The 21,547-nt window shown below is 60.0% G+C and carries 20 protein-coding genes; 5 read left to right on the top strand and 15 right to left on the bottom strand.

Annotated features, from left to right (window positions below; translation table 11 throughout):
* Positions 1-106 precede the first annotated feature (106 nt).
* Both pgeF and rluD read right to left on the bottom strand, forming a co-directional pair.
* Positions 107-829, bottom strand: a complete 723-nt coding sequence (gene pgeF, locus PMI37_RS04385) for a peptidoglycan editing factor PgeF (RefSeq protein WP_008078513.1) — start codon at positions 827-829, stop codon at positions 107-109.
* On the bottom strand, positions 826-1,788 hold the full coding sequence (gene rluD / locus PMI37_RS04390; RefSeq protein WP_008078515.1) for a 23S rRNA pseudouridine(1911/1915/1917) synthase RluD: 963 nt from the start codon (positions 1,786-1,788) through the stop codon (positions 826-828). Before rluD ends, pgeF begins: the two co-directional genes overlap by 4 nt.
* Positions 1,789-1,939: 151 nt before the next feature.
* Here rluD and PMI37_RS04395 point away from each other — a divergent pair, with 151 nt between their 5' ends.
* The 4 genes from PMI37_RS04395 to PMI37_RS04410 all read left to right on the top strand — a co-directional run bounded on the left by PMI37_RS04395 (position 1,940) and on the right by PMI37_RS04410 (position 6,247).
* On the top strand, positions 1,940-2,956 hold the full coding sequence (locus PMI37_RS04395; RefSeq protein WP_008078517.1) for an outer membrane protein assembly factor BamD: 1,017 nt from the start codon (positions 1,940-1,942) through the stop codon (positions 2,954-2,956).
* A 126-nt stretch (positions 2,957-3,082) separates the two neighbouring features.
* On the top strand, positions 3,083-3,325 hold the full coding sequence (locus tag PMI37_RS04400) for a PP0621 family protein (protein WP_045122965.1): 243 nt from the start codon (positions 3,083-3,085) through the stop codon (positions 3,323-3,325).
* A complete protein-coding gene (locus tag PMI37_RS04405) occupies positions 3,315-4,904 on the top strand; it encodes a sensor histidine kinase (protein ID WP_008078520.1) in 1,590 nt (529 codons plus the stop codon). Before PMI37_RS04400 ends, PMI37_RS04405 begins: the two co-directional genes overlap by 11 nt.
* Positions 4,901-6,247, top strand: coding sequence for a sigma-54-dependent transcriptional regulator (locus PMI37_RS04410; protein ID WP_008078522.1), 1,347 nt, complete (start codon positions 4,901-4,903; stop codon positions 6,245-6,247). Before PMI37_RS04405 ends, PMI37_RS04410 begins: the two co-directional genes overlap by 4 nt.
* Before the next feature lie 89 nt (positions 6,248-6,336).
* On the opposite strand, the gene thiO is transcribed toward PMI37_RS04410, so the two are convergent.
* Genes thiO through PMI37_RS04445 form a run of 7 tightly spaced genes read right to left on the bottom strand, consistent with a single transcriptional unit; the run spans position 6,337 to position 13,095 of the window.
* On the bottom strand, positions 6,337-7,437 hold the full coding sequence (thiO, locus tag PMI37_RS04415) for a glycine oxidase ThiO (RefSeq protein WP_008078523.1): 1,101 nt from the start codon (positions 7,435-7,437) through the stop codon (positions 6,337-6,339).
* Positions 7,438-7,494: 57 nt separating this feature from the next.
* Positions 7,495-7,896: a type IV pilin protein gene (locus PMI37_RS04420; RefSeq protein WP_008078525.1), complete on the bottom strand. Its 402-nt coding sequence runs from the start codon at positions 7,894-7,896 to the stop codon at positions 7,495-7,497.
* 15 nt (positions 7,897-7,911) lie between these two features.
* Positions 7,912-10,995 carry a pilus assembly protein gene (locus PMI37_RS04425; RefSeq protein ID WP_008078530.1) on the bottom strand — a complete coding sequence of 1,028 codons (3,084 nt, stop codon included), beginning with the start codon at positions 10,993-10,995 and terminating at the stop codon, positions 7,912-7,914.
* Positions 10,982-11,458 (bottom strand): pilus assembly PilX family protein, encoded by a 477-nt coding sequence (locus PMI37_RS04430; RefSeq protein ID WP_008078532.1) that lies wholly within the window; start codon positions 11,456-11,458, stop codon positions 10,982-10,984. Before PMI37_RS04430 ends, PMI37_RS04425 begins: the two co-directional genes overlap by 14 nt.
* Before the next feature lie 10 nt (positions 11,459-11,468).
* Positions 11,469-12,182 carry a PilW family protein gene (locus PMI37_RS04435; RefSeq protein ID WP_008078533.1) on the bottom strand — a complete coding sequence of 238 codons (714 nt, stop codon included), beginning with the start codon at positions 12,180-12,182 and terminating at the stop codon, positions 11,469-11,471.
* Complete coding sequence (gene pilV / locus PMI37_RS04440) at positions 12,179-12,628, bottom strand: type IV pilus modification protein PilV (RefSeq protein WP_008078534.1); 450 nt, start codon at positions 12,626-12,628, stop codon at positions 12,179-12,181. The genes PMI37_RS04435 and pilV overlap by 4 nt, the downstream gene beginning before the upstream one ends.
* On the bottom strand, positions 12,625-13,095 hold the full coding sequence (locus PMI37_RS04445; protein WP_008078535.1) for a GspH/FimT family pseudopilin: 471 nt from the start codon (positions 13,093-13,095) through the stop codon (positions 12,625-12,627). The genes pilV and PMI37_RS04445 overlap by 4 nt, the downstream gene beginning before the upstream one ends.
* Before the next feature lie 130 nt (positions 13,096-13,225).
* Here PMI37_RS04445 and PMI37_RS04450 point away from each other — a divergent pair, with 130 nt between their 5' ends.
* Positions 13,226-13,780, top strand: coding sequence for a GspH/FimT family pseudopilin (locus tag PMI37_RS04450; protein WP_008078536.1), 555 nt, complete (start codon positions 13,226-13,228; stop codon positions 13,778-13,780).
* On the opposite strand, the gene ispH is transcribed toward PMI37_RS04450, so the two are convergent.
* The 6 genes from ispH to murJ form a co-directional block, all read right to left on the bottom strand.
* Positions 13,752-14,696 (bottom strand): 4-hydroxy-3-methylbut-2-enyl diphosphate reductase, encoded by a 945-nt coding sequence (gene ispH / locus PMI37_RS04455; RefSeq protein ID WP_008078538.1) that lies wholly within the window; start codon positions 14,694-14,696, stop codon positions 13,752-13,754. The two genes, PMI37_RS04450 and ispH, sit on opposite strands and share 29 nt — an antisense overlap.
* A 206-nt stretch (positions 14,697-14,902) precedes the next feature.
* A complete protein-coding gene (fkpB, locus tag PMI37_RS04460) occupies positions 14,903-15,340 on the bottom strand; it encodes an FKBP-type peptidyl-prolyl cis-trans isomerase (RefSeq protein WP_177323297.1) in 438 nt (145 codons plus the stop codon).
* 7 nt (positions 15,341-15,347) lie between these two features.
* Positions 15,348-15,860, bottom strand: coding sequence for a signal peptidase II (gene lspA / locus PMI37_RS04465; protein WP_008078542.1), 513 nt, complete (start codon positions 15,858-15,860; stop codon positions 15,348-15,350).
* A complete protein-coding gene (ileS, locus tag PMI37_RS04470; protein WP_008078543.1) occupies positions 15,853-18,684 on the bottom strand; it encodes an isoleucine--tRNA ligase in 2,832 nt (943 codons plus the stop codon). The genes lspA and ileS overlap by 8 nt, the downstream gene beginning before the upstream one ends.
* A 13-nt stretch (positions 18,685-18,697) precedes the next feature.
* Complete coding sequence (gene ribF, locus PMI37_RS04475; RefSeq protein ID WP_008078544.1) at positions 18,698-19,636, bottom strand: bifunctional riboflavin kinase/FAD synthetase; 939 nt, start codon at positions 19,634-19,636, stop codon at positions 18,698-18,700.
* Between the two features lie 129 nt (positions 19,637-19,765).
* Positions 19,766-21,304: a murein biosynthesis integral membrane protein MurJ gene (murJ, locus tag PMI37_RS04480; protein ID WP_008078545.1), complete on the bottom strand. Its 1,539-nt coding sequence runs from the start codon at positions 21,302-21,304 to the stop codon at positions 19,766-19,768.
* Positions 21,305-21,547: the final 243 nt, after the last annotated feature.

Below are 21,547 nucleotides of genomic sequence, written 5' to 3' on the forward strand. Positions count from 1 at the left end.
CCGGACCTAAAAACCATCCTGAATAAAGAAACCTGCCAGATACCGCTATAGATGCGGTCGATTCTGCAAGATTCAAGCGTCAGGCAGTTGATGCAGATCAGACAGTCTAGCGGGTGAGCCAGATGAGGGAGGCGAAGCGACCGGTGCGCGAGGCACGGCGATAGGAGAAGAAGCGCGGATCGGTCACGGTGCAGAAACCGCCACCATAAACAGCAGTGACACCGCGTTCAGCCAGACGCAGGCGCGCCAGCTTATAAATATCAGCCATGAACTTGCCGGCATTGGGGCTCGGTACAAAGGCGTCTGCCGCTGCGGGCAATTGGTTAATGAAGACTTCGCGCACTTCCGCGCCAACTTCAAAGGCTTGCGGGCCGATGGCCGGGCCGAGCCAGACCAAAACGTCTTTGGGCAGAACATCAAGGCTGTCGAGCGTCGCTTCAAGTACACCCGCCGCCAGACCACGCCAACCGGCATGGGCCGCCGCCACACGGGTGCCAGCACGATCGCAGAACAATGCTGGCAAACAATCCGCCGTCATCGCCGCACAGGCAATACCGGGCGTTGCCGTCCAACTGGCGTCGGCGGTCGCAACAATGCCCGGATCAGCATGCGCCACGGCAATCCCGTGCACTTGCTGCAACCAGGCAGGCTGTATAGAGAAATGATCGGTCAGGCGCCGACGGTTCTCGGCAACAGCCTCGGGACGATCATCAACATGATCGCCCAGATTGAGGCTGTCGAACGGCGCCTCGCTGACACCGCCCTCGCGGGTGGTGACGCAGGCTTTGACGCTGGCCGGCGCGGGCCAGTCCGGCGTCAGCCAGTTCATCCGATGAAGGCCTCGCGATCCTGTTTGAGCAGGGTCAGCAGCCAGACGAAATCTTCTGGCAGCGGCGATTCCCAGCTCATGCGTATACCGGTCGTCGGATGATCCAGTTCAAGAAAGCGCGCGTGCAGGGCCTGACGCGGGAAATGCTTGAGCGATTCAACCATGGTCGGGTTAGCGGCTGGCGGAATGCGGAAACGACCGCCGTACGCTGGATCGCCGACCAACGGGAAGTTGATGTGCGACATGTGTACGCGAATCTGGTGAGTACGACCGGTTTCCAGCTTCACCCGTACGTGGGTGTGCGAACGGAAACGCTCCAGCACGCGGTAGTGGCTGACGGCAGGCTTGCCGCCTTCCATCACTGCCATGCGCTGGCGCTGCTGGCCGTGGCGACCGATCGGGGCGTTGATCTTGCCACCAGCCGTTACCACGCCAATCACGATGCACTCATAGATGCGGCTGACGCTGCGACTCTGCAATTGAGTAACAAGCTTTGTCTGCGCCTGAATGGTCTTGGCCACCACCATCAGACCGGTGGTGTCCTTGTCCAGGCGATGCACGATGCCGGCGCGCGGGACATTGATGATGTCCGGCACGTGGTGCAGCAAGGCGTTGAGCAGCGTGCCATCGGCGTGACCGGCAGCCGGGTGTACCACCAGGCCCGCGGGCTTGTTGATCACCAGAATGTCGTCGTCTTCGTAGACGATGTCGAGCTCGATGTCCTGGGCGATCCACTCGCCCTGGGCTTCCTGCTCGGCAGTCAGCTCAAGGATGGCACCGCCGTGCACGATGTCGCGAGGGCGGATGACCGCCCCGTCCACAGTCAGGCGACCTTCTTTGATCCAGGCGGAAAGGCGCGAGCGAGAGTGCTCAGCGAAGAGTTGGGCAGCGACTTGATCGAGGCGTTGGCCGCCCAATTCGGACGGCACCTCTGCGCGAAGTTCAATTTTATCGGACATGCTCTGACTGTGCGTCGGCACAGCTTTTGGTTTCGGCTGCGCGCTTGTGGTTAAATACGGCGTCTTTTGCCCCGAGGCTTTTCAACGGGGCGCTCATCATAACAGGACGGCCCCGCCCAAGACAGCGGCCGTCATAGGGACGCAAGCCGCCATGCAAGTGAAACACCTGCTGCTGATCGCCATCCTCGCATTGACCGCTGCTTGCTCATCGAAGGAAGTCGTAGACGAAAACCTCAGCGAAGCCGAGCTGTATCAGCAGGCTCAGACTGACCTGGACAACAACAGCTACACCAGCGCCACAGCCAAGCTGAAGGCTCTGGAGTCGCGTTATCCGTTCGGTCGCTACGCCGATCAGGCACAGCTGGAGCTGATCTACGCCAACTATAAGAACGCCGAGCCGGAAGCTGCCAAGTCCGCCGCCGAGCGTTTCATTCGTTTGCATCCGCAGCACCCGAACGTGGATTACGCGTACTACTTGAAAGGTCTGACTTCTTTCGACCAGGACGTTGGCCTGCTGGCGCGCTTCCTGCCGCTGGACATGACCAAGCGTGACCCGGGCGCCGCGCGCGACTCGTACAACGAGTTCGCCCAGCTGACCAGCCGCTACCCGAACAGCCGCTACGCGCCGGACGCCAAGCAGCGCATGATCTACCTGCGCAACCTGCTGGCAGCCTACGAAATCCACGTGGCCGACTACTACCTGACCCGTCAGGCGTATGTCGCTGCTGCCAACCGTGGCCGCTATGTAGTGGAAAACTTCCAGGAAACCCCATCGGTCGGTGACGGCCTGGCGGTAATGACTGAGGCTTACCAGCGTCTGCACCTGGACGAACTGGCCAACACCAGTCTGGAAACCCTGAAGCTCAACTACCCGAATCACCCGAACCTGCAAGACGGCCAGTTCGTGCCACGGGTTGCCGAAGCCGACAACCGTTCGTTCCTGAGCAAGGCAACCCTCGGTCTGATCGAGTCGCGTCCACCGCTGCCACCAGGCGAGACCCGCGCCAACCAGGACGTGCAGAAGCAGTTCCAGGACGCGAAAGACGCGATCCCGAACGAGCTCAAGCCTAAAGACGAAAACGGCGACGTGATCGAAGAGCCTGAGCCTGAGTCGAGCGACACTGACCGTTCGTGGTTCAGCTACATGACCTTCGGCGTGTTCGACTGATCACACCGCCGGTACAGAAAAGGGAGATCTGCGGATCTCCCTTTTTCATTTCCGCGCTTTAATCCCCTGTGCGCTGCTCGGGTCCTTGGCTAAACTGCCGGATCATCAGTCGAAAAGCCGCTCATCATGCTTCGTTTATTGTTCTGGATCGCCGTGATCTTCGCCGCCATTTGGCTGTGGCGTAAATTCAAGGCACCTGCCGCGCCCTCTCAATCCAATCGTGCCCCTTGCGAGCAGGACGCATCGCCGATGGTGCGCTGCGCCCACTGCGGTGTGCATTTGCCGCGCGACCGCGCACTCGGCGTTCAACAACAGTGGTATTGCAGCCAGGCTCACCTCGAGCAAGGCCCGGGCGCCAGTGATCGCTGAGGCCACTCACGCCGACAGCAAACAGGCGCAGCGGCTGCTGCGCCTTTATCATCTCTACCGATTAAGCGTCGGCATCACCCTGGTGTTGCTGATCTCCAGCAACATGGACAACCGCCTGCTGACGTCGATCGACGACGACTTGCTGCGCAGCGGCAGTTGGCTGTACCTGGTGCTGAACATTTTGCTGGTGGTGTTTCTCGAGAACACCCGGCGCCCGGCGCAGCTGTTCAGCCTGGCGCTGGTTGATGTCTTGCTGCTGTGCGGCCTGTTCTACGCCGCCGGCGGTGTCGCCAGCGCGATTGGCAACCTGCTGATCGTTTCGGTCGCGATCAGCAACACCCTGCTGCGCCGACGCATTGGCTTGCTGATCGCCGCCATTGGCGCCCTCGGCATTGTCGGTTCAAGCTTTCTGCTGGGTTTCAGCCACCCGTTGAGTGCCAACGATTACTTGCAGGCCGGCACGCTCGGCGCCTTATGCTTTGCCGCATCGCTGCTGGTGCAAGGGCTGATCCGTCGCCTCGAAGTCAGCGAAACACTGGCCGAGCAGCGCGCCAGCGAAGTGGTCGGCCTGGAAGCACTGAACGCACTGATCCTGCAACGCATGCGCACCGGCATTCTGGTGCTCGACGCAGAACGACGGGTGCAACTGGCCAACCACAGCGCCCAGACCTTGCTCGCGCAAACGCACCTTCAGGGTCACTTGATCGACGACTACGCACCGGCGCTGGTCGATCGCCTGCAATTGTGGATGAACAACCCGACCCTACGCCCGCAAAGCCTGAAGATCGCCGGTAACGGCCTCGAACTGCAACCGAACTTCATTGCTCTGGAACAGAGCCCGAACCAGCAAACCCTGGTGTTCCTCGAAGACCTCGCGCAAGTCGCCCAGCAAGCCCAGCAATTGAAGCTTGCCGCGCTCGGGCGCCTGACTGCCGGCATCTCCCATGAAATTCGCAATCCACTGGGCGCCATCAGTCATGCCGCGCAGCTATTGGGTGAATCCGAGGAACTCGACAGCGCCGATCGGCGTCTGACGCAGATCATTCAAGATCACTCCCAGCGCATGAATCGAGTCATCGAAAACGTCCTGCAACTGTCCCGCCGTCAGCAAAGTGCACCGCAACGGCTGGATCTCAAGCCGTGGCTGGAAAACTTCGTCGTCGAAAGCCGCGAACAGGCCACCGAGCGCCAGCAGATCCATCTGCGGATCAACTCGGGTGAATTCGCCACGCTGATGGACCCCAACCAGCTCACGCAAATTCTCGACAATCTGTTGCGCAACGGCTGGCGCCACAGCGCCCTGCTGCACGATCAGGCTGAGGTCTGGTTGTCCCTGTTCGTCGATACCGACAGCCAGTTGGCGGTACTTGAAGTGCAGGACAATGGCCCCGGCGTACCTGCCGCAGAACAGGCCCATCTGTTCGAACCGTTCTTCACCACCAGCAACCAGGGCACCGGCCTTGGGCTTTATCTGTCCCGTGAGCTGTGCGAAAGCAACCAAGCGCGCCTAGACTTTCAATCACGCCAAGGCGGCGGCTGCTTTCGCATCACCTTTGCTCACGGACGGAAACAAAGTTGAACACGAGCCCACGGCAAAAAATCCTTATCGTCGACGACGAACCCGATATCCGCGAACTCCTGGAAATCACCCTGGGCCGGATGAAACTCGACACCTACAGCGCCCGCAATCTGGCGGAGGCTCAAGCGCTGTTGCACCGTGAGTCATTCGACCTGTGCCTGACCGACATGCGCCTGCCCGACGGCACGGGGCTGGAACTGGTGCAGCACATTCAGCAGCGTTATCCACAATTGCCCGTGGCGATGATCACCGCGTACGGCAGCCTGGAAACGGCGATCAACGCACTCAAGGCCGGGGCGTTCGACTTCCTTACCAAACCGGTGGACCTCACGCGCCTGCGCGAACTGGTCGGCGCTGCCCTGCGCATGCCGGCCGTGGGCGGGGTTTGCACCTCGATTGATCGACGGCTGCTGGGCGATTCACAGCCGATGCGTAACCTGCGCAAACAGATCGACAAACTCGCCCGCAGTCAGGCACCGGTTTACATCAGCGGCGAGTCCGGCAGCGGCAAAGAACTGGTCGCTCGGCTGATCCACGAACAAGGTCCACGTGCCAGCCAACCGTTCGTACCGGTGAACTGCGGGGCGATTCCCTCGGAGCTGATGGAAAGCGAATTCTTCGGCCACCGCAAAGGCAGTTTCACTGGCGCGGTCGAAGACAAACCGGGGCTATTCCAGGCCGCGCACGGCGGCACGTTGTTTCTCGATGAAGTGGCGGACTTGCCGCTGTCGATGCAGGTGAAACTGCTGCGCGCGATCCAGGAGAAAGCCGTGCGCAGTGTCGGCGGGCAGCAGGAAAGCGTGGTCGATGTGCGGATTTTGTGCGCCACGCACAAGGACCTCGACGCCGAAGTGGCGGCCGAGCGTTTTCGCCAGGATCTCTATTACCGCTTGAACGTGATCGAACTGCGCGTGCCGTCGTTGCGTGAGCGCCGTGATGACATCGAAGTGCTGGCGGCGCATATGCTCAAGCGTTTGGCCAAGGACAGCGGCCAAGCGGCCGCGCGCCTACATCCACAGGCGTTGGAAGCGCTGAAGAATTATCGCTTTCCCGGAAATGTGCGCGAGCTGGAGAACGTGCTTGAGCGGGCACATACCCTGTGTGAAAACCGCACGATCGAGGCAGAGGATTTGCGCTTGAGCGAGGGCAATTGCGCGGCGGAAGGCGGCATTGCCGATCTGACGCAGATCGATAACCTGGAAGATTATCTGGAGAACGTCGAACGCAAACTGATTCTGCAGGCGCTGGAAGAAACCCGCTGGAATCGTACGGCGGCCGCGCAGCGGTTGAGTCTTTCGTTTCGGTCGATGCGCTACAGGTTGAAAAAACTCGGCCTGGATTAAATCGCAAAAGATCGCAGCCTTCGGCAGCTCCTACAGGAAACGCGCTCCAATGTAGGAGCTGCCGAAGGCTGCGATCTTTTGATCTTTCTTTAGATCCGGCCCTCAGGCGCATACGGCGCCGGATCAATAATCGGCGCCCTGCCCAGCATCACATCGGCAAACAACTGGCACGACGCCGGCGCCAGCACCAATCCATTGCGGTAATGCCCGCAATTCAACCACAAGCCATCAAACCCCGGCACCCGGCCAATGTACGGAATCCCCTCGGGAGAGCCCGGACGCAACCCCGCCCAATGCCCGACGACTTCTGCATCCGCCAACGCTGGCAACAACTCGACCGCTGAAGCCTTGAGACTTTCCAGCGCCACCTCGGTCGGCGTCTTGTCGTAGCCTTCGTGCTCCAGCGTACTGCCGATCAGGATATGCCCGTCGCGGCGCGGGATCGCATAACGTCCTTTGGCCAATACCATGCTCGGCAAAAAGTCCGCCGCGCACTTGTAGAGAATCATCTGGCCTTTGACCGGTTCGACCGGCAGCGTCAGATCCAGCGTCTTGAGCAGATCACCGCTCCACGCCCCCGCCGTCAGCACCACCTGATCGCCCTCGATCACACCCGTGGACGTCTGCACACCGACCACCCGCGCGCCCTCGCGGACAAACCCGCTGACTTCGCACTGTTCGTGAATGGTCACGTTCGGCAAGGCCTGCAGCGCTGCCTTCAGCGATTTCACCAAGCGTGGATTGCGTACATTGGCCACATCCGCCATGTAGATCGCCCGCGAGAATCCACTGCCGAGCACTGGCACCGCATCGTGCGCCGCCGAGATATCCACAGCCCGCAGCGGACGGTTTTCCCGCTCGGCCCAGGCCAGCGCCTCGGCCTCATCGTCCAGGTCCAGCCAGTACAGGCCGGTGGTGTGCACTTCTGGATCAACCCCAGTGTCGGCAAATAGGCGCGCGCCGAGCTGTGGATAAAAATCCTGCGACCAATGCGCCAGCGCGGTAACGGCCGGGCTATACCGCCACGGGTACAACGGCGAAACGATACCGCCACCCGCCCAGGACGATTCCTGGCCGAGATTCGAACGATCGAGCAGCACCACGCTGCGCACTTCGGAGGCGAGATTGTAGGCGGTCAGCAGGCCAATCACCCCGCCACCGACAATCACCACTTGCTGTTGCCTGGTCATGTTTGATCCAACCGTAAAAAAGACAGTGGGCGCAAAAGGCGCCCGAAAGAAAGCGCCTCAGCGGCCCCAGCAATCCTTGGTGGTCAGCCCGGTGGTCGCGTTGTTCATGCTTCGGACACCGGTATTGGTCAGGGTGAAATCCCCGCACTTGTCGGTGGCCATGGCCGAGCCGGCCTTGCGCGTTGCCGTCAGCAGATAGGTCTGGTCAGTGATCGTCGGGGTGATGGTGTAAAAATCGCTCCCTGTGCTGAGCCCAGTGATGCCGGTGTAGACATTGTTCTTGGTGTAAAACCGTTCGAGGGTTTGTGCCTGCTCCGAGAGCATCGATACCACTTCGGCACGGCGACCCTTTTTCACGTACTCGGTGAGGCTCGGATAGCCGATGGTGATAACGATGCCGATGATCGCAATCACGATCATGATTTCGATCAGGGTAAAACCTCGGTTGGATCTGCGCATGCCTCAAACTCTCGCTTACTGTATTTGTCGCCACATGATACGACGGCTGCCGCCGCCGGGTTTCTCCACCAGCGTGGTAATGCCACCGCTGGAATCGTTGACAATCTTGCGCGTGGCGCCGTTGACGATCGCATTCAGGGTCGGAATGCCACCGGTAAACACCACGCCGCTGGAAATCGTATCGTTGCTGTCGACCACGCCATCGGCGTTGGTATCGAGCACCGCGTAGTTGAGCATCTTACCGCTGAACGCATCGAGTTCGACCAGTTTGCCGGTGCCGAAGCTGGAACACGGATCGGTGGTGTCGACGCTCGCCGTGGTGAAAACGATCCGGCCGAGTACCAGGCTGGCCTGATTGATCACCCGCTCGCCAGTCAGCGCGTTGTTATACACCAGTGGCAGATACCAGCCCTTTTCTGCCGGGTACGTCGTGTCATTTTGCGTGGTGGTGATGAACTGTCCGGAGCTGCCAGAAAACACCCCGGTGACCGCCTGCGCCTGCAAACTGCTGACAGTGATCTGCCCCGTGCCGCCGTCGGCGTCCCACACTGAATAAAATGCCTGCAGATCCTTGTTGGTCTTGTCCGCCGTTTCGTTGAATTTGCCAGTGCCGATGAAGATCTGCTTGCCGCCGAGTGAATTGTCCGCCAACAACGGTTGTGCAGTGATCGGCTGAGTCGCGCCGCCCGCCGTGGTGAACAAGGGTTTACCGGAAAACGCCACGCCCCAGCTGTCCGTCGATGTGGCACTGAGGTCAAACTTCCACAGACGCCCCTTCAAATCGCCACCATAAGCGGCCTGCACCACATTCTGCGAATTGACCTTGAGCTTCACTGACGACAGGCCATTGGTGGTTTCCGTGCTGTCGATGACGATTTTCCTGATCAGCGAACCGTCGCGCACATCCAGTACGTATAACGCCGCGACTCCGGAGTTGCTGCCGTAGCCATTGGCAATGAACGCCGCCCAGCGACCGTCCGACAAGCGTGCCACTTCCGGGCGCGCATAGGCATAACCCAGATCATTGAAAGCGTTGGCCGTGCTGGCGCTGACCGGCGCACTGACTTCCCAGAGCGCTCGCAATACGTTGCCTGCCGAAGCATCGAACAGTTGCAGCGCGTAGAAGGACTTGCCGCCGGCGCCAGTACCGCCGATGGCCAGGGTTTTCCAGGCGCTGTTGAGCTGGGCATCAAACACGCCGACCTGACCGTCGACGAGAAACTTGTGGCTGACGCCGTTGATATAGGTCGGATCGGCGATCAACCGCAACGACGGCAACACACTGGAAGGCATGTAGGCATAACGCCGGGTGCCATTGGCCGCGTTGATCACGTTGACGAAACCGTCATTGGCATTCACCACCAGGCTTGCATTCATGTTTGCCGCTTTGGTGGTCAGGTAAGCGCTGTACGTGCTGTCGCCGGACAGGTCGGAAGCGGTCTTGTCCGTGGGCGACGCCAGCACCAGTGGCGAATTGATGATGTCGCCGAGCAACACGCTGCGCACCTTGAGCCCAGCCTTGTTGGTGCCTTTGCTCCACTCCACCAGATCAATCCCGCTGATGCCTGTGGGCAAGCCCTGACTCAGCGTGGTCTGCTGCGCAGCGGAAAAGTTGCCGTAGGCCAAGGTGACTGCGGCGTTACTGGTGGTGTTCCACGACTGATAAGTCGGTGCCGTGGCGCCGGGCACAATGGTGGTGTCCGTCGTCCAGAGCGCCGCCGACGTATTCACCGCACCCGCCGCCGTAAAACCGAAGGATTTAATCGTGCCGCGCCAGTCCTTGGGATCGTAACTGGTCTGAAAGTAACTGGTGCCGCTGGCCAGTGTCGTGCCGCTGGTCACGCCGCTGCCGCCAGAGCCGGCCTTGGAGGTGATGTCGCTCAATGCCGAAGACAATGCGGCATTGAGCCCGGTGCTGTCGGTCGCTTGGTAGTACTTGCCCTGCCCGTAGCTGGCGGCGTCGGAAAGCATGTCGTTCGCGGCGGTGAACCCGACGGTGTAGGTGTTCATGTTCTGCTTGGGAAAATCCACTGCGTTCCAGCTCTTGCCGGCGGCATCGGTACCGGTCGAACGCATGTCGATGTCGAAGGCGAACTTGGCGATGTCGTCCAGGTAAAGAGTATCGCCCTCGTTGTCACCGTTGAGGTTGTTGCCGTCATTGTTGACGCCGTCCCAGTTCGGCAAGCGACTGCCACCCAGCGGATCGTTGCTAGGGAAAGTGCGGTCGAACGTCGGCAAGCCGTCGGTGATCACTACGCCGTAATTTTTCTGGCAGCGATACTGAATCGGGCTGGTATAGGTCGCGGGCGTGCTGTTGTAGTACGGCGCCATGCCGCGCATGTAGCGGGTAATCTCGTAATAGGTTTCCGCCAACGGCGTATTGGCCACGGCGCTCAAACCGTTGATCGATGAGATCAGTGCGTTGTAGTTGGTATCAGCCTGCGCCTGAGTGACGCTGCCGGAGACGGGCGCCAGATCGCTGATCGCGCGGGCAATGTAGCCGCCATTACCGGAGTTGTTGCTGGTGACCGGATTGAACGTCGACAGACCAATGCGCAAGGTGCGGTTGCTGGTGACCAGCGCTGTCGACACGTTGCGCGCGACGTTAATCCGATAATCATTGGGGATCGCCCCGGTGGTGAAATCGCGGGTGCCATTGTTGATGGCCAGGCTGACGACGTAGGCAATGTAATCGCCTGAATAACGCGTGTTACCGCTGCCGACCGGGTCCGGCAGTTTCAGACACAGCGGCGCGAGGCTGTTGTTGTAGAAAGCATAGGCACCGCCGGAACATCCTGATGTCGGCAGGCTGGAGAGAAATATCGAATCGCCGGTGATCGTCGACGAACTCAGGCACAACCCGAGCAGCGCGTTGCATTGCCGGGCCGGGGTGCGGTCGACGGCCGGATCGAATCCGGCGGCATAGATGATGCTGTTCATACTCCCCGAGTCGTCGATCAGCAGCATCACGTTCGGTGCCACTGCGGCCGCACTCAACAAGGGCGAGTCAGACGGTGTGAACGCATACGCCGGCGCCGCCAGATAGAGGCACGCCAGCAGGCCGATCAGCAGCGCCCGGCAGTGCTCAATACTTCGCATAGACACTCTCCACAACACTACGCGAAGTGCCGGCGATGCCGACAGCGGTTACCCGATACAGCGTCGCCGAGGTGTTGCTCGGCACGTTGACGGCGGTCAGCGTGGTGCCGATGTTCTGTACCCCGTAGAAGCCATTGGCGGTAGCGATCCAGGTCACGCCCGAGGTTGAATTGAACCCCGCAGCGCTGACCACCGAAGACTCTGCCGGCGGCGCGCATTGCGTGGTGCCGCTGCACACTGCCAGCGAATAACCGTCGAGTTGCACAGCGCTTTCACCGACCCGCAGCGCCGCCTCGGCGGTCTGGAACGACTGGTTGCGCAGGCTGACGCTGCCGGCCATTTTTTCCTGCATGTTGGCGCTTTGCATCGACGACAGACCGATCAGGGTCAGCAACAACAGAAACACCAGACACACCAACAACGCCATGCCGTGCTGCGCCCGGTGATGGAGTGGAATCCTCATCGGCCCGCCCTCACTGCAAGCGGTTGCGCAAAGCGGCAACCACATTGAAGGTTTGATTGGCCACCCGATTGTTCGGGTCGGTGAGGGTCAGGCTCAGGCGGACGCTGCGAATGCGCGCCGGATCGCTGGGGTTGGCACTGTAGGTCGATGCCGCCACATCCGTTGCGGAACTGGCGAGGCCGAACATCACACTGAAAGCACTGACATTGTTGACCAGCACCTGCTGCGCGGGCGAGCCGCTGCCGGTGCCCATGAGAATCTGGTTGTTGCTGTAGCTGTAGATTAGGCGGCGAATCGGAAAGGCAATCTGCCCGCTCGCCGCCGCGCGCAGTCCGGTATAGGCGGTTGCGTTGTTGCGGCAATCGGAGACCACCGTCCAGGTCGGTGTACCGCCACTGCTGCCGATATCAGCGGTGACCAGGGTCAGTTTGAGATTGGCGTTGTCCCAACTGATCGGCGTGAGCTGAGAGGCATTGAAGTCCCCTGCCGAACTGGAATCGGTAATCGTACCGAGACAGCCGAACATGCCGACCATACGGATTTCCTGAATCATCTTGCTCAACACGAAACGCGCGTCTTCCTGCATCGCGGCGGCGCTGTTCTGGCTGACATAAGTATTTTTTGCAGCGATGAAAATCTGCACGACGGCCAGCACCACAATCAGCCCAAGCGCCAGTGCGATCAACAATTCGATCAGGCCAAATCCCCGGTTACAACGCTTCATGGCGTGGCCACCGGATCAACCGCCGCGCGGCTACTGAGGACAAAGCTGCGTTGAGCGCTGGCGGTGTTGGCCGCTCGCGCATCGCTCCAGGTAATGGTGATGGTGTACACGCGCTGATTGAGGGTAATGCTGCCAGTGGCAGTCGGGCCGCCGAAACCGACGATGTTGCTGGTGAAGTCGTAAAGGTCCTGATCGCGCGCGACGCTGAGGTTGCCCGAAGTCGGTGGCGTGACGGTATAGTCGGCGCCTGAGTTGGCGCGAATGCGGTCCATCATGTCGTAGGCGATGAAACTCGCCTGGCTGGTCATCCGCGAGCTGTCGGTGTACTTCAGCGCATTCAGTTGCACCGCCGCCGCGCCCAGCAGCCCGACCGTAAGAATCAGCAACGCCACCAGCACTTCGATCAGTGTCATGCCCTCCTGTGCCCTGCCACTCCCTGCCCTCATCCGCACATTCCACTCAATTGAATTCGTCCGTTCAAACACACGTTCAGCGTCCTGCTTTGCGTACCCAGCGTGTAAGTGATCACCACCGCCGTCGCGGCCGACAGCCCACCGAGGCTGTTGAAATCCAGCGCGGTCACTCCCAAGGTTAGCGCCAGACTGGCGCCGCTGCTCATCGCCGGAACAACCCGCAATACATTCGCCGGAGTGCCAGTACTGTCGTAGACCGACAACTCGCCGGTCCATGCGCTGCCGCCGGCAGTGGGTCGCAGCCGGATAGTGGTGCCACGGTCGATCGCCTCCAGACGAGCGAAATTGATTGCCCGTTGCAGGTCACCCATTTCGGTATCGGCCTTGCTGCTCTGTATCGAACGCGTGAACGTCGGCACGGCCAGGGTGATCAGGATCAGAAACACCGCGAGCGCGACCATCAGCTCGATCAGCGTGAAACCTTTTGTACGAAGATCCATCGGTGCCCTCCGTTGCCCTCGGCTATACCTGCTTCTACAAACTAGAACATTCAACCGGCCGGCGTCGGTTGATTTGCCCTGCCCGGCGCACGGATTGCGCCGTTCATCACGCTCCACGGAGGGAGATTTCATGCCGCAACAGGGGTTCAGCCTGATTGAACTGCTTATGGGACTGGCGATTGGCGCGATTGTTCTGCTGCTGGTCAGTCCGACGTTTGCTGCGCTGCGCGAATCGAACCATCGCGATCAAGCCGCACAGGGGCTGCTCGACGGTATTCGCAGTGCGCGCACGCTGGCCATCACGCGCAATCAAAGCGTGGTGATTCACGGGATCAACGGCGATTGGGGTCAGGGCTGGCGGATCATTCTGGACGTCAGCGGCAAAGGGCCGGAAGACGCCAACAACCCGCTGCTGGTCGAGCGTGCGAGCGAGGCGAAGGTGCCGATTGTCGGCAATTGGTCGGTCAGTCGTTACATCAGGTTCAGCAGCCTGGGGCAACCGCTGATGCCCGGACGGACATTTCAGGCAGGGACTTTACATATTTGCTCGGCCCGCGAGCCGGTCAGCCAGCGCCAGGTGGTGCTGGCTGCGAGCGGTCGCGTGCGCCTGGCCAGCCAGGAAGCTGGACAGGCGCTGTGCGAGCAGGGGAAAAACCTCAGATCGAACGGACGCGCAGCTCTTTAGGCATCGAGAACGTAATGTTCTCTTCGCGTCCAGACAGCTCATCGGCGCCTGTTGCGCCCCAGGCCTGCAGTTGCTGAATCACGCCGCGCACCAATACTTCCGGCGCGGAAGCGCCGGCGGTGATGCCGATCCGCTCGACACCGTCGAACCAGCTCTTTTGCAGGTCTTCGGCGCCGTCGATCAGGTAGGCCGGCGTGGCCATGCGTTCGGCCAGCTCACGCAAGCGGTTGGAGTTGGAGCTGTTCGGGCTGCCGACCACCAACACCACGTCGCATTCGTCGGCCAGTTGCTTGACCGCGTCCTGACGGTTTTGCGTGGCGTAGCAGATGTCGTCCTTGCGTGGCCCACCGATGGCCGGGAAACGCGAACGCAGCGCATCGATGACGCGGCTGGTGTCGTCCATCGACAGCGTGGTCTGAGTAACAAAGGCGAGTTTGTCCGGGTTATGCACCTGCAACTCGGCGACGTCTTTCTCGTCTTCGACGAGGTAGATCGCGCCGCCATTGCTGGCGTCGTACTGGCCCATGGTGCCTTCGACTTCCGGGTGACCGGCGTGGCCGATGAGAATGCACTCACGACCGTCGCGGCTGTATTTCGCCACTTCGATGTGCACCTTGGTCACTAGCGGGCAGGTGGCATCGAAGACTTTCAGGCCACGGCCAGCGGCTTCGGTACGTACGGCCTGGGAAACGCCGTGGGCACTGAAAATGACGATAACGTCGTCCGGCACCTGATCCAATTCTTCGACAAAGATCGCCCCGCGACTGCGCAGGTCTTCAACGACGAACTTGTTGTGCACCACTTCATGGCGCACATAGATCGGCGGCCCGAAAACTTCCAGGGCGCGGTTGACGATTTCGATCGCCCGGTCCACGCCGGCGCAGAAGCCACGGGGGTTGGCGAGTTTGATTTGCATGCTGTGCCTCGTGTCTTGCGCGCGAAAACAATGAAAAACCATTGTAGGGATCAGCTCTCTGTGGCGAGGGGATTTATCCCCGTTCGGCTGCGTAGCAGTCGCCGACCTTTCAGCGCATTCATTCAGAATTGCGGTGCCTGGTTCGGGGGCGCTTCGCACCCCAACGGGGATAAATCCCCTCGCCACAAAGGCTCACTCCTACATTTTTATAGCGCTTTGACGGAGATGATTTCCACGTCAAAGGACAGCGTCTTGCCCGCCAGCGGGTGGTTGAAGTCGATGGTCACTTGCGTGTCGTCGAACTCTTTCACCACGCCCGGCAGTTCAGTATTGGCCGCATCGTTGAAGATCACCAGCAAACCCGGTGACAGCTCCATGTCGACGAACTGCGAACGCGGGATGATCTGCACGTTCTGCGGGTTCGGCTGGCCGAAAGCGTTTTCCGGCTCGACGGTCAGCGTGCGCTTGTCGCCGGCCTTGAAGCCGAACAGCGCTGCTTCGAAACCCGGCAGCAGGTTGCCGTCGCCGACCTTGAAGGTCGCCGGGGCTTTGTCGAACGTACTGTCGACGGTGTCGCCGTTCTCCAGGCGCAATGCAAAGTGCAAAGTGACTTCCGTGTTCTGGCCGATGCGTTGCTCAGCCAATACCTGTTCAGTCATGAACGGCCTCTTCGGTTTTCTTGGTTTTGAACATGTCCAGTGCCAGCATCACCGCGCCAACAGTAATCGCGCTGTCAGCAAAGTTGAACGCCGGGAAGTACCAGCGGTTCTGCCAGTGCACCAGAATGAAATCGATCACATGGCCGAGGGCAATGCGGTCATACAGATTGCCCAGCGCGCCACCCAGCACCAGCGCCAAAGCGACGGCCAGCCAGGTTTCGTTGCGGCCCAGACGCTTGAGCCAGACCACCAGCACCGCGCTGACCACGATCGCGATCAGGGCGAACAGCCAGCGCTGCCAGCCGGAGCTGTCAGCCAGGAAGCTGAACGCAGCGCCAGTGTTGTAGGCCAGGGTCCAGCTGAAGTAATCGGGAATGATCACAATCTGCTGGAACATTTCGAGCTTGCCTTCGAAGTAGAACTTGCTGGCCTGGTCAATGACCAGAACCAGCAAGCTCAACCAGAGCCAGCTCAACCGTCCATAACGGCCAACGGCATTAGGCATAGTGACGAACCTCGCCAGCGCCGCTGATGTTGTCGACGCAACGACCGCAGATTTCCGGATGCTCCGGATTCACGCCAACGTCTTCACGGCAGTGCCAGCAACGGGCGCATTTCGGGAAGGCCGACTTGACGATTTTCAGCTTCAGGCCGCTGACTTCAGTGGTTACCGCATCCGCAGGTGCCTGAACAAAAGGCGCAACGCTGGCGGTCGAGGTGATCAAGACGAAGCGCAGTTCGTTGCTCAGCTTGGCCAGGTCGGCGCTCAGCGCGTCTTCGGCGTACAGCGTGACTTCGGCTTGCAGGTTGCCACCGACGGCTTTCGCCGCGCGCTGGATTTCCATTTCCTTGTTCACCGCTACTTTGACCGCCATTACGCGCTCCCAGTAGTCGCGACCCAGTTCAACGTCGGCCGGCAGTTCGGTCAGACCTTCGTACCAGGTGTTGAGCATCACCGACTCGTTACGCTCGCCCGGCAGGTATTCCCACAATTCGTCGGCGGTGAAGGCAAGGATCGGCGCGATCCAGCGCACCAGCGCTTCGGAGATATGGAACAGCGCGGTTTGCGCCGAACGGCGGGCCTTGCTGTTGGCGCCAGTGGTGTACTGACGGTCCTTGATGATGTCGAGGTAGAAACCGCCCAGCTCCTGCACGCAGAAGTTGTGGATCTTCGAGTAGACGTTCCAGAAACGGTATTCGCCGTAGTGCTCTTGCAGCTCGCGTTGCAGCAGCAAGGTGCGGTCCACCGCCCAACGATCCAGCGCGAGCATTTCTTCAGCCGGCAAGATGTCGGTGGCCGGGTTGAAACCGCTCAGGTTCGAGAGCAGGAAGCGCGCGGTGTTACGGATACGACGATAGGCGTCCGCACTGCGTTGCAGGATCTGGTCGGAAACCGCCATTTCACCCGAGTAGTCAGTCGAAGCGACCCACAGACGCATGATGTCGGCGCCGAGGGTGTCGTTGACTTTCTGCGGCGCAATCACATTGCCCAGCGATTTGGACATCTTGCGGCCGGCTTCGTCGACGGTGAAACCGTGCGTCAGCAGTTCGCGGTACGGCGCGTGATTGTCGATTGCGCAACCGGTCAGTAGCGACGAGTGGAACCAGCCACGGTGTTGGTCAGAACCTTCCAGGTACAGATCGGCGCGTGGGCCGCTCTCGTGGCCCATCGGGTGCGAACCGCGCAGGACGTGCCAGTGCGTGGTACCCGAATCGAACCAGACGTCGAGGGTGTCGCTGATCTTGTCGTACAGTGGCGCTTCGTCGCCGAGCAACTCGGCAGCGTCCATCTTGAACCAGGCTTCGATGCCTTCGACTTCAACGCGTTTGGCGACCTCTTCCATCAGCTCAACGGTGCGTGGGTGCAGTTCGCCGCTTTCCTTGTTCAGGAAGAACGGGATCGGCACGCCCCAGTTGCGCTGACGCGAGATGCACCAGTCCGGACGGTTGGCGATCATCGAATGCAGACGCGCCTGGCCCCAGGCCGGGACGAACTTGGTGTTTTCGATGGCTTTGAGCGAGCGCACACGCAGGGTGTCGCCGCTGGTTGGCTCTTTGTCCATGCCGATGAACCACTGCGCGGTCGCGCGGTAGATCAGCGGGGTCTTGTGACGCCAGCAGTGCATGTAGCTGTGTTCGATGACGGTGGTGTGCATCAGCGCACCGACTTCGGTCAGCTTGTCGACGATGGCCGGGTTGGCCTTCCAGATGAACTGGCCGCCGAAGAATTCCAGCGACGGCACGTAAACGCCGTTGCTTTGTACTGGATTGAGGATGTCGTCGTTGACCATGCCGTATTTCTTGCAGGTCACGAAGTCGTCCACGCCGTAGGCCGGAGCGGAGTGAACCACGCCGGTGCCAGCGCCCAGTTCAACGTAGTCAGCCAGGTAGACCGGCGACAGACGGTCGTAGAACGGGTGACGGAAGTTGATCAGCTCCAGCTCTTTACCGGTGGTGGTCGCAATGATCGAACCTTCCAGGCTGTAACGAGCCAGGCAGGCTTCGACCAGCTCTTCAGCCAGCACCAGCAACTTGTCGCCGACATCCACCAGCGCGTAGTTGAATTCCGGGTGAACGTTCAAAGCCTGGTTGGCCGGGATGGTCCACGGGGTGGTGGTCCAGATCACGATCGAGGCAGGTTTGCTCAGCGACGGCAGACCGAACGCGGCAGCCAGTTTGGCTTCGTCAGCGATAGGAAAAGCGACATCGATGGTCGAGGATTTCTTGTTCTCGTACTCGACTTCCGCTTCAGCCAGGGCAGAACCGCAGTCGAAGCACCAGTTCACAGGCTTGAGGCCCTTGAACACGAAACCACCCTTGACGATTTCAGCGAGGGCGCGGATTTCACCGGCCTCGTTCTTGAAATCCATGGTTTTGTACGGGTTGGCCCAGTCGCCCAGCACGCCGAGACGGATGAATTCGGACTTCTGCCCTTCGATCTGCTCGGTGGCGTAGGCACGGCACAGTTCGCGGGTCTTGTCCGCGCCCAGGTTCTTGCCGTGGGTCACTTCAACCTTGTGCTCGATCGGCAGGCCATGGCAGTCCCAACCCGGAACATATGGCGCGTCGAAGCCCGACAGGGTCTTCGAGCGGATGATCATGTCCTTGAGAATCTTGTTCAGTGCGTGACCGATATGGATCGTGCCGTTGGCATACGGAGGGCCGTCATGCAGAACGAACTTCGGACGATCCTTGCCAATCTCGCGCAACTTTCCGTACAGGCCAATACTGTCCCAGCGCTGCAGGATCTGCGGTTCGCGCTGTGGCAGGCCGGCCTTCATTGGGAAGGCGGTGTCCGGAAGGTTAAGCGTGGCTTTATAGTCGGTCATTTAAGGCTCTTCATTAGCGATGGGCGCTAGGTGCGGCTAGTGCACGGGCGGTGGCGACATCCGCATTGATCGCCGTTTTCAATGCCTCCAGGGAGGCGAAGCGCTGCTCTTCACGCAGCTTTTGGTGGAAAACCACCGTCAAACGCCGGTCATACAGATCGCCGGCAAAATCTAAAAGATGGACTTCAAGGTGGGCCTTGCCATCACCTTGTACCGTGGGCCGTACGCCGATATTGGCGACACCGGGCCAAGTCTTGCCGTCGATATCGACATCCACCAGGTACACCCCGGTGAACGGCACACGACGACGCTTGAGTTGAATGTTGGCAGTGGGCGTACCCAGTTGCCGGGCCAGTTTCTGCCCGTGCAACACGCGACCGGCGATGCGGTACGGGCGGCCGAGCAAACGTTCGGCCAAGGCAAAATCGGCGGCAGCCAAGGCGTTGCGCACTTGCGTGCTGCTGACGCGAATGCCGTCCAGCTCGACGGTTTGCGCCGCTTCAACGGTAAAACCGTGCATCTGCCCGGCCTGCAGCAGGAAGTCGAAATCGCCGAGGCGGTCGCAACCAAAACGGAAATCATCACCGACTTCCAGATGCTGCACACCGAGGCCATCGACGAGGATGGTGTCAACGAATTCACTGGCGCTGAGCTTGCTCAAGCGCTGGTTGAACGCCAGGCACAACACCCGGTCGACGCCTTCGGCGGCCAACAGTTGCAGCTTGTCGCGCAACCGGGCCAGACGTGCCGGCGCGGTCTCGGGGGCAAAGAACTCCCGTGGCTGCGGCTCGAAAATCACCACGCAGCTGGGTACGCCCAACTCGAGCGCACGCTCACGCAGTCGGGCCAGGATAGCCTGGTGACCACGGTGAACACCGTCAAAGTTGCCAATAGTGGCGACGCAGCCCCGATGCTGGGGGCGCAAGTTGTGGAGGCCTCGAACCAGCTGCATAACGCGCTTCTTGCTCATAAAGTGGTCGATTATAACCACACCCGACGGCCGACGACAGGCAACACCGTAACGCAAAGTGAACGAGCCGACAAAACTGCCGGCCCGCGCCCATCCATAAAGAGAAAAACCTTAGCTCAAGGCCTTGCGATTGAAGTCGCGCAGGCGGAAACCGAGCAGCAACAACATACCGAAATAGGACACCACGCCCGCCGCGACCAAGGCGCCCAGACGCAGGAAACGCTCAAGCATGTGCCCTTGATCCCATGGCGGCATGAAATGCATGCCGATCAACAGCACCACGGACATCACCGCCACCGCGACCACCAGTTTGAAAGCGAACTTGGCCCAACCCGGTTGCGGCTGGTACATCTGCTGCTTGCGCAGTTGATAGAACAGCAGTCCGGCGTTCAGGCAGGCACCGGCACTGATCGCCAAGGCCAGACCGGCGTGAGCCAGTGGGCCGATCAGCACCAAGTTGAACAGCTGAGTAACCACCAGCGTGAAGATTGCGATTTTTACCGGGGTTCTGATGTTCTGTTGCGCATAAAAGCCCGGCGCCAACACTTTGATCACGATAATCCCGAGCAGGCCGACAGAATAAGCAATCAGCGCACGCTGAGTCATCTCGGCGTCAAAGCCGCTGAACTGACCGTACTGGAACAGCGAAACGGTCAGCGGCTCGGCGAGAATCCCCAACGCCAGCGAGCACGGCAGCACCAACACAAAGCACAGGCGCAGACCCCAATCGAGAATCCGCGAATATTCGTGGCGATCCTTGCTCGCGTAGGTTTTTGCCAGCGTCGGCAGCAAAATCGTGCCCAGCGCCACACCAAGCACGCCGGATGGCAACTCCATCAAACGGTCGGCGTAATACATCCACGACACCGAGCCTGCGACCAGAAACGAGGCGAAGATGGTGTTGATGATTAGCGAAATCTGGCTGACCGAGACGCCGAGGATAGCCGGCAACATCTGCTTCATCACCCGCCACACGCCGGTATCGCGCAGGTTCAGACGCGGCAGCACCAGCATGCCGATCTTTTTCAGGTGCGGCAGTTGATAAAGCAGTTGCGCCAGACCACCGACCAATACCGCCCAGCCAAGCGCCATGACCGGAGGATCGAAGTACGGCGTCAGGAACAGCGAAAACACGATCATGCTGACGTTAAGCAAGGTCGGCACAAATGCGGGCACCGAGAAACGGTTCCAGGTATTGAGGATCGCGCCCGCCAGCGACGACAGCGAGATCAGCAATATATAAGGGAACGTCACACGCAACAGATCAGAGGTGAGCTGGAATTTTTCCGGTGTATCGGTAAAACCGGGGGCCGTGGCCCAGATCACCCAAGGCGCGGCAATCATGCCCAGCGCGGTAACGATCGCCAGTACCAAGGTCAGCAGACCCGATACGTAGGCAATGAAGGTACGGGTCGCCTCTTCGCCCTGCTGACTTTTGTATTCGGCCAGAATCGGCACGAATGCTTGGGAGAAAGCACCCTCGGCAAAAATTCTTCGCAGCAGATTGGGCAATTTGAAGGCGATAAAGAAGGCGTCTGTCGCCATCCCGGCGCCGAATGTGCGGGCGATAAGCGTGTCACGAACAAAACCCAGAATCCGGGAAAGCATCGTGATAGAGCTGACGGCGGCCAACGATTTGAGCAGATTCATTGAGGGAATTTGTGCCTGTCGATAAACAGCAGGCGAATTAAGCGCCTACTTATGCGATACTCCGCGCCGCAGCAGCACAGAGCCAAAGCTCGCGAGTTTACAGGTCAAGCGCCGGAAATAAATATCCCGCCTCTTTATACCTACCACTTAGCGGAACGTTTCAAGTGCCCTTGACAAGACTTCAACTCATCGGCATGATTCGCGGCCTATTTTGTTTGCTATTTCCTAAAAAGTCTTTCGAGG

Origin of the sequence: Pseudomonas sp. GM80 (assembly GCF_000282515.1) — a bacterium.
Taxonomy (GTDB): Bacteria; Pseudomonadota; Gammaproteobacteria; order Pseudomonadales; family Pseudomonadaceae; genus Aquipseudomonas.

Excerpts from the sequence above, each read along its gene's own strand:
- pgeF (WP_008078513.1), bottom strand. The coding sequence starts at position 829 with ATGAACTGGCTGACGCCGGACTGGCCCGCGCCGGCCAGCGTCAAAGCC.
- rluD (WP_008078515.1), bottom strand. The coding sequence starts at position 1,788 with ATGTCCGATAAAATTGAACTTCGCGCAGAGGTGCCGTCCGAATTGGGC.
- PMI37_RS04395 (WP_008078517.1), top strand. The coding sequence starts at position 1,940 with ATGCAAGTGAAACACCTGCTGCTGATCGCCATCCTCGCATTGACCGCT.
- PMI37_RS04400 (WP_045122965.1), top strand. The coding sequence starts at position 3,083 with ATGCTTCGTTTATTGTTCTGGATCGCCGTGATCTTCGCCGCCATTTGG.
- thiO (WP_008078523.1), bottom strand. The coding sequence starts at position 7,437 with ATGACCAGGCAACAGCAAGTGGTGATTGTCGGTGGCGGGGTGATTGGC.
- PMI37_RS04420 (WP_008078525.1), bottom strand. The coding sequence starts at position 7,896 with ATGCGCAGATCCAACCGAGGTTTTACCCTGATCGAAATCATGATCGTG.
- PMI37_RS04425 (WP_008078530.1), bottom strand. The coding sequence starts at position 10,995 with ATGCGAAGTATTGAGCACTGCCGGGCGCTGCTGATCGGCCTGCTGGCG.
- PMI37_RS04430 (WP_008078532.1), bottom strand. The coding sequence starts at position 11,458 with ATGAGGATTCCACTCCATCACCGGGCGCAGCACGGCATGGCGTTGTTG.
- PMI37_RS04435 (WP_008078533.1), bottom strand. The coding sequence starts at position 12,182 with ATGAAGCGTTGTAACCGGGGATTTGGCCTGATCGAATTGTTGATCGCA.
- pilV (WP_008078534.1), bottom strand. The coding sequence starts at position 12,628 with ATGAGGGCAGGGAGTGGCAGGGCACAGGAGGGCATGACACTGATCGAA.
- PMI37_RS04445 (WP_008078535.1), bottom strand. The coding sequence starts at position 13,095 with ATGGATCTTCGTACAAAAGGTTTCACGCTGATCGAGCTGATGGTCGCG.
- PMI37_RS04450 (WP_008078536.1), top strand. The coding sequence starts at position 13,226 with ATGCCGCAACAGGGGTTCAGCCTGATTGAACTGCTTATGGGACTGGCG.
- ispH (WP_008078538.1), bottom strand. The coding sequence starts at position 14,696 with ATGCAAATCAAACTCGCCAACCCCCGTGGCTTCTGCGCCGGCGTGGAC.
- lspA (WP_008078542.1), bottom strand. The coding sequence starts at position 15,860 with ATGCCTAATGCCGTTGGCCGTTATGGACGGTTGAGCTGGCTCTGGTTG.
- ileS (WP_008078543.1), bottom strand. The coding sequence starts at position 18,684 with ATGACCGACTATAAAGCCACGCTTAACCTTCCGGACACCGCCTTCCCA.
- ribF (WP_008078544.1), bottom strand. The coding sequence starts at position 19,636 with ATGCAGCTGGTTCGAGGCCTCCACAACTTGCGCCCCCAGCATCGGGGC.
- murJ (WP_008078545.1), bottom strand. The coding sequence starts at position 21,304 with ATGAATCTGCTCAAATCGTTGGCCGCCGTCAGCTCTATCACGATGCTT.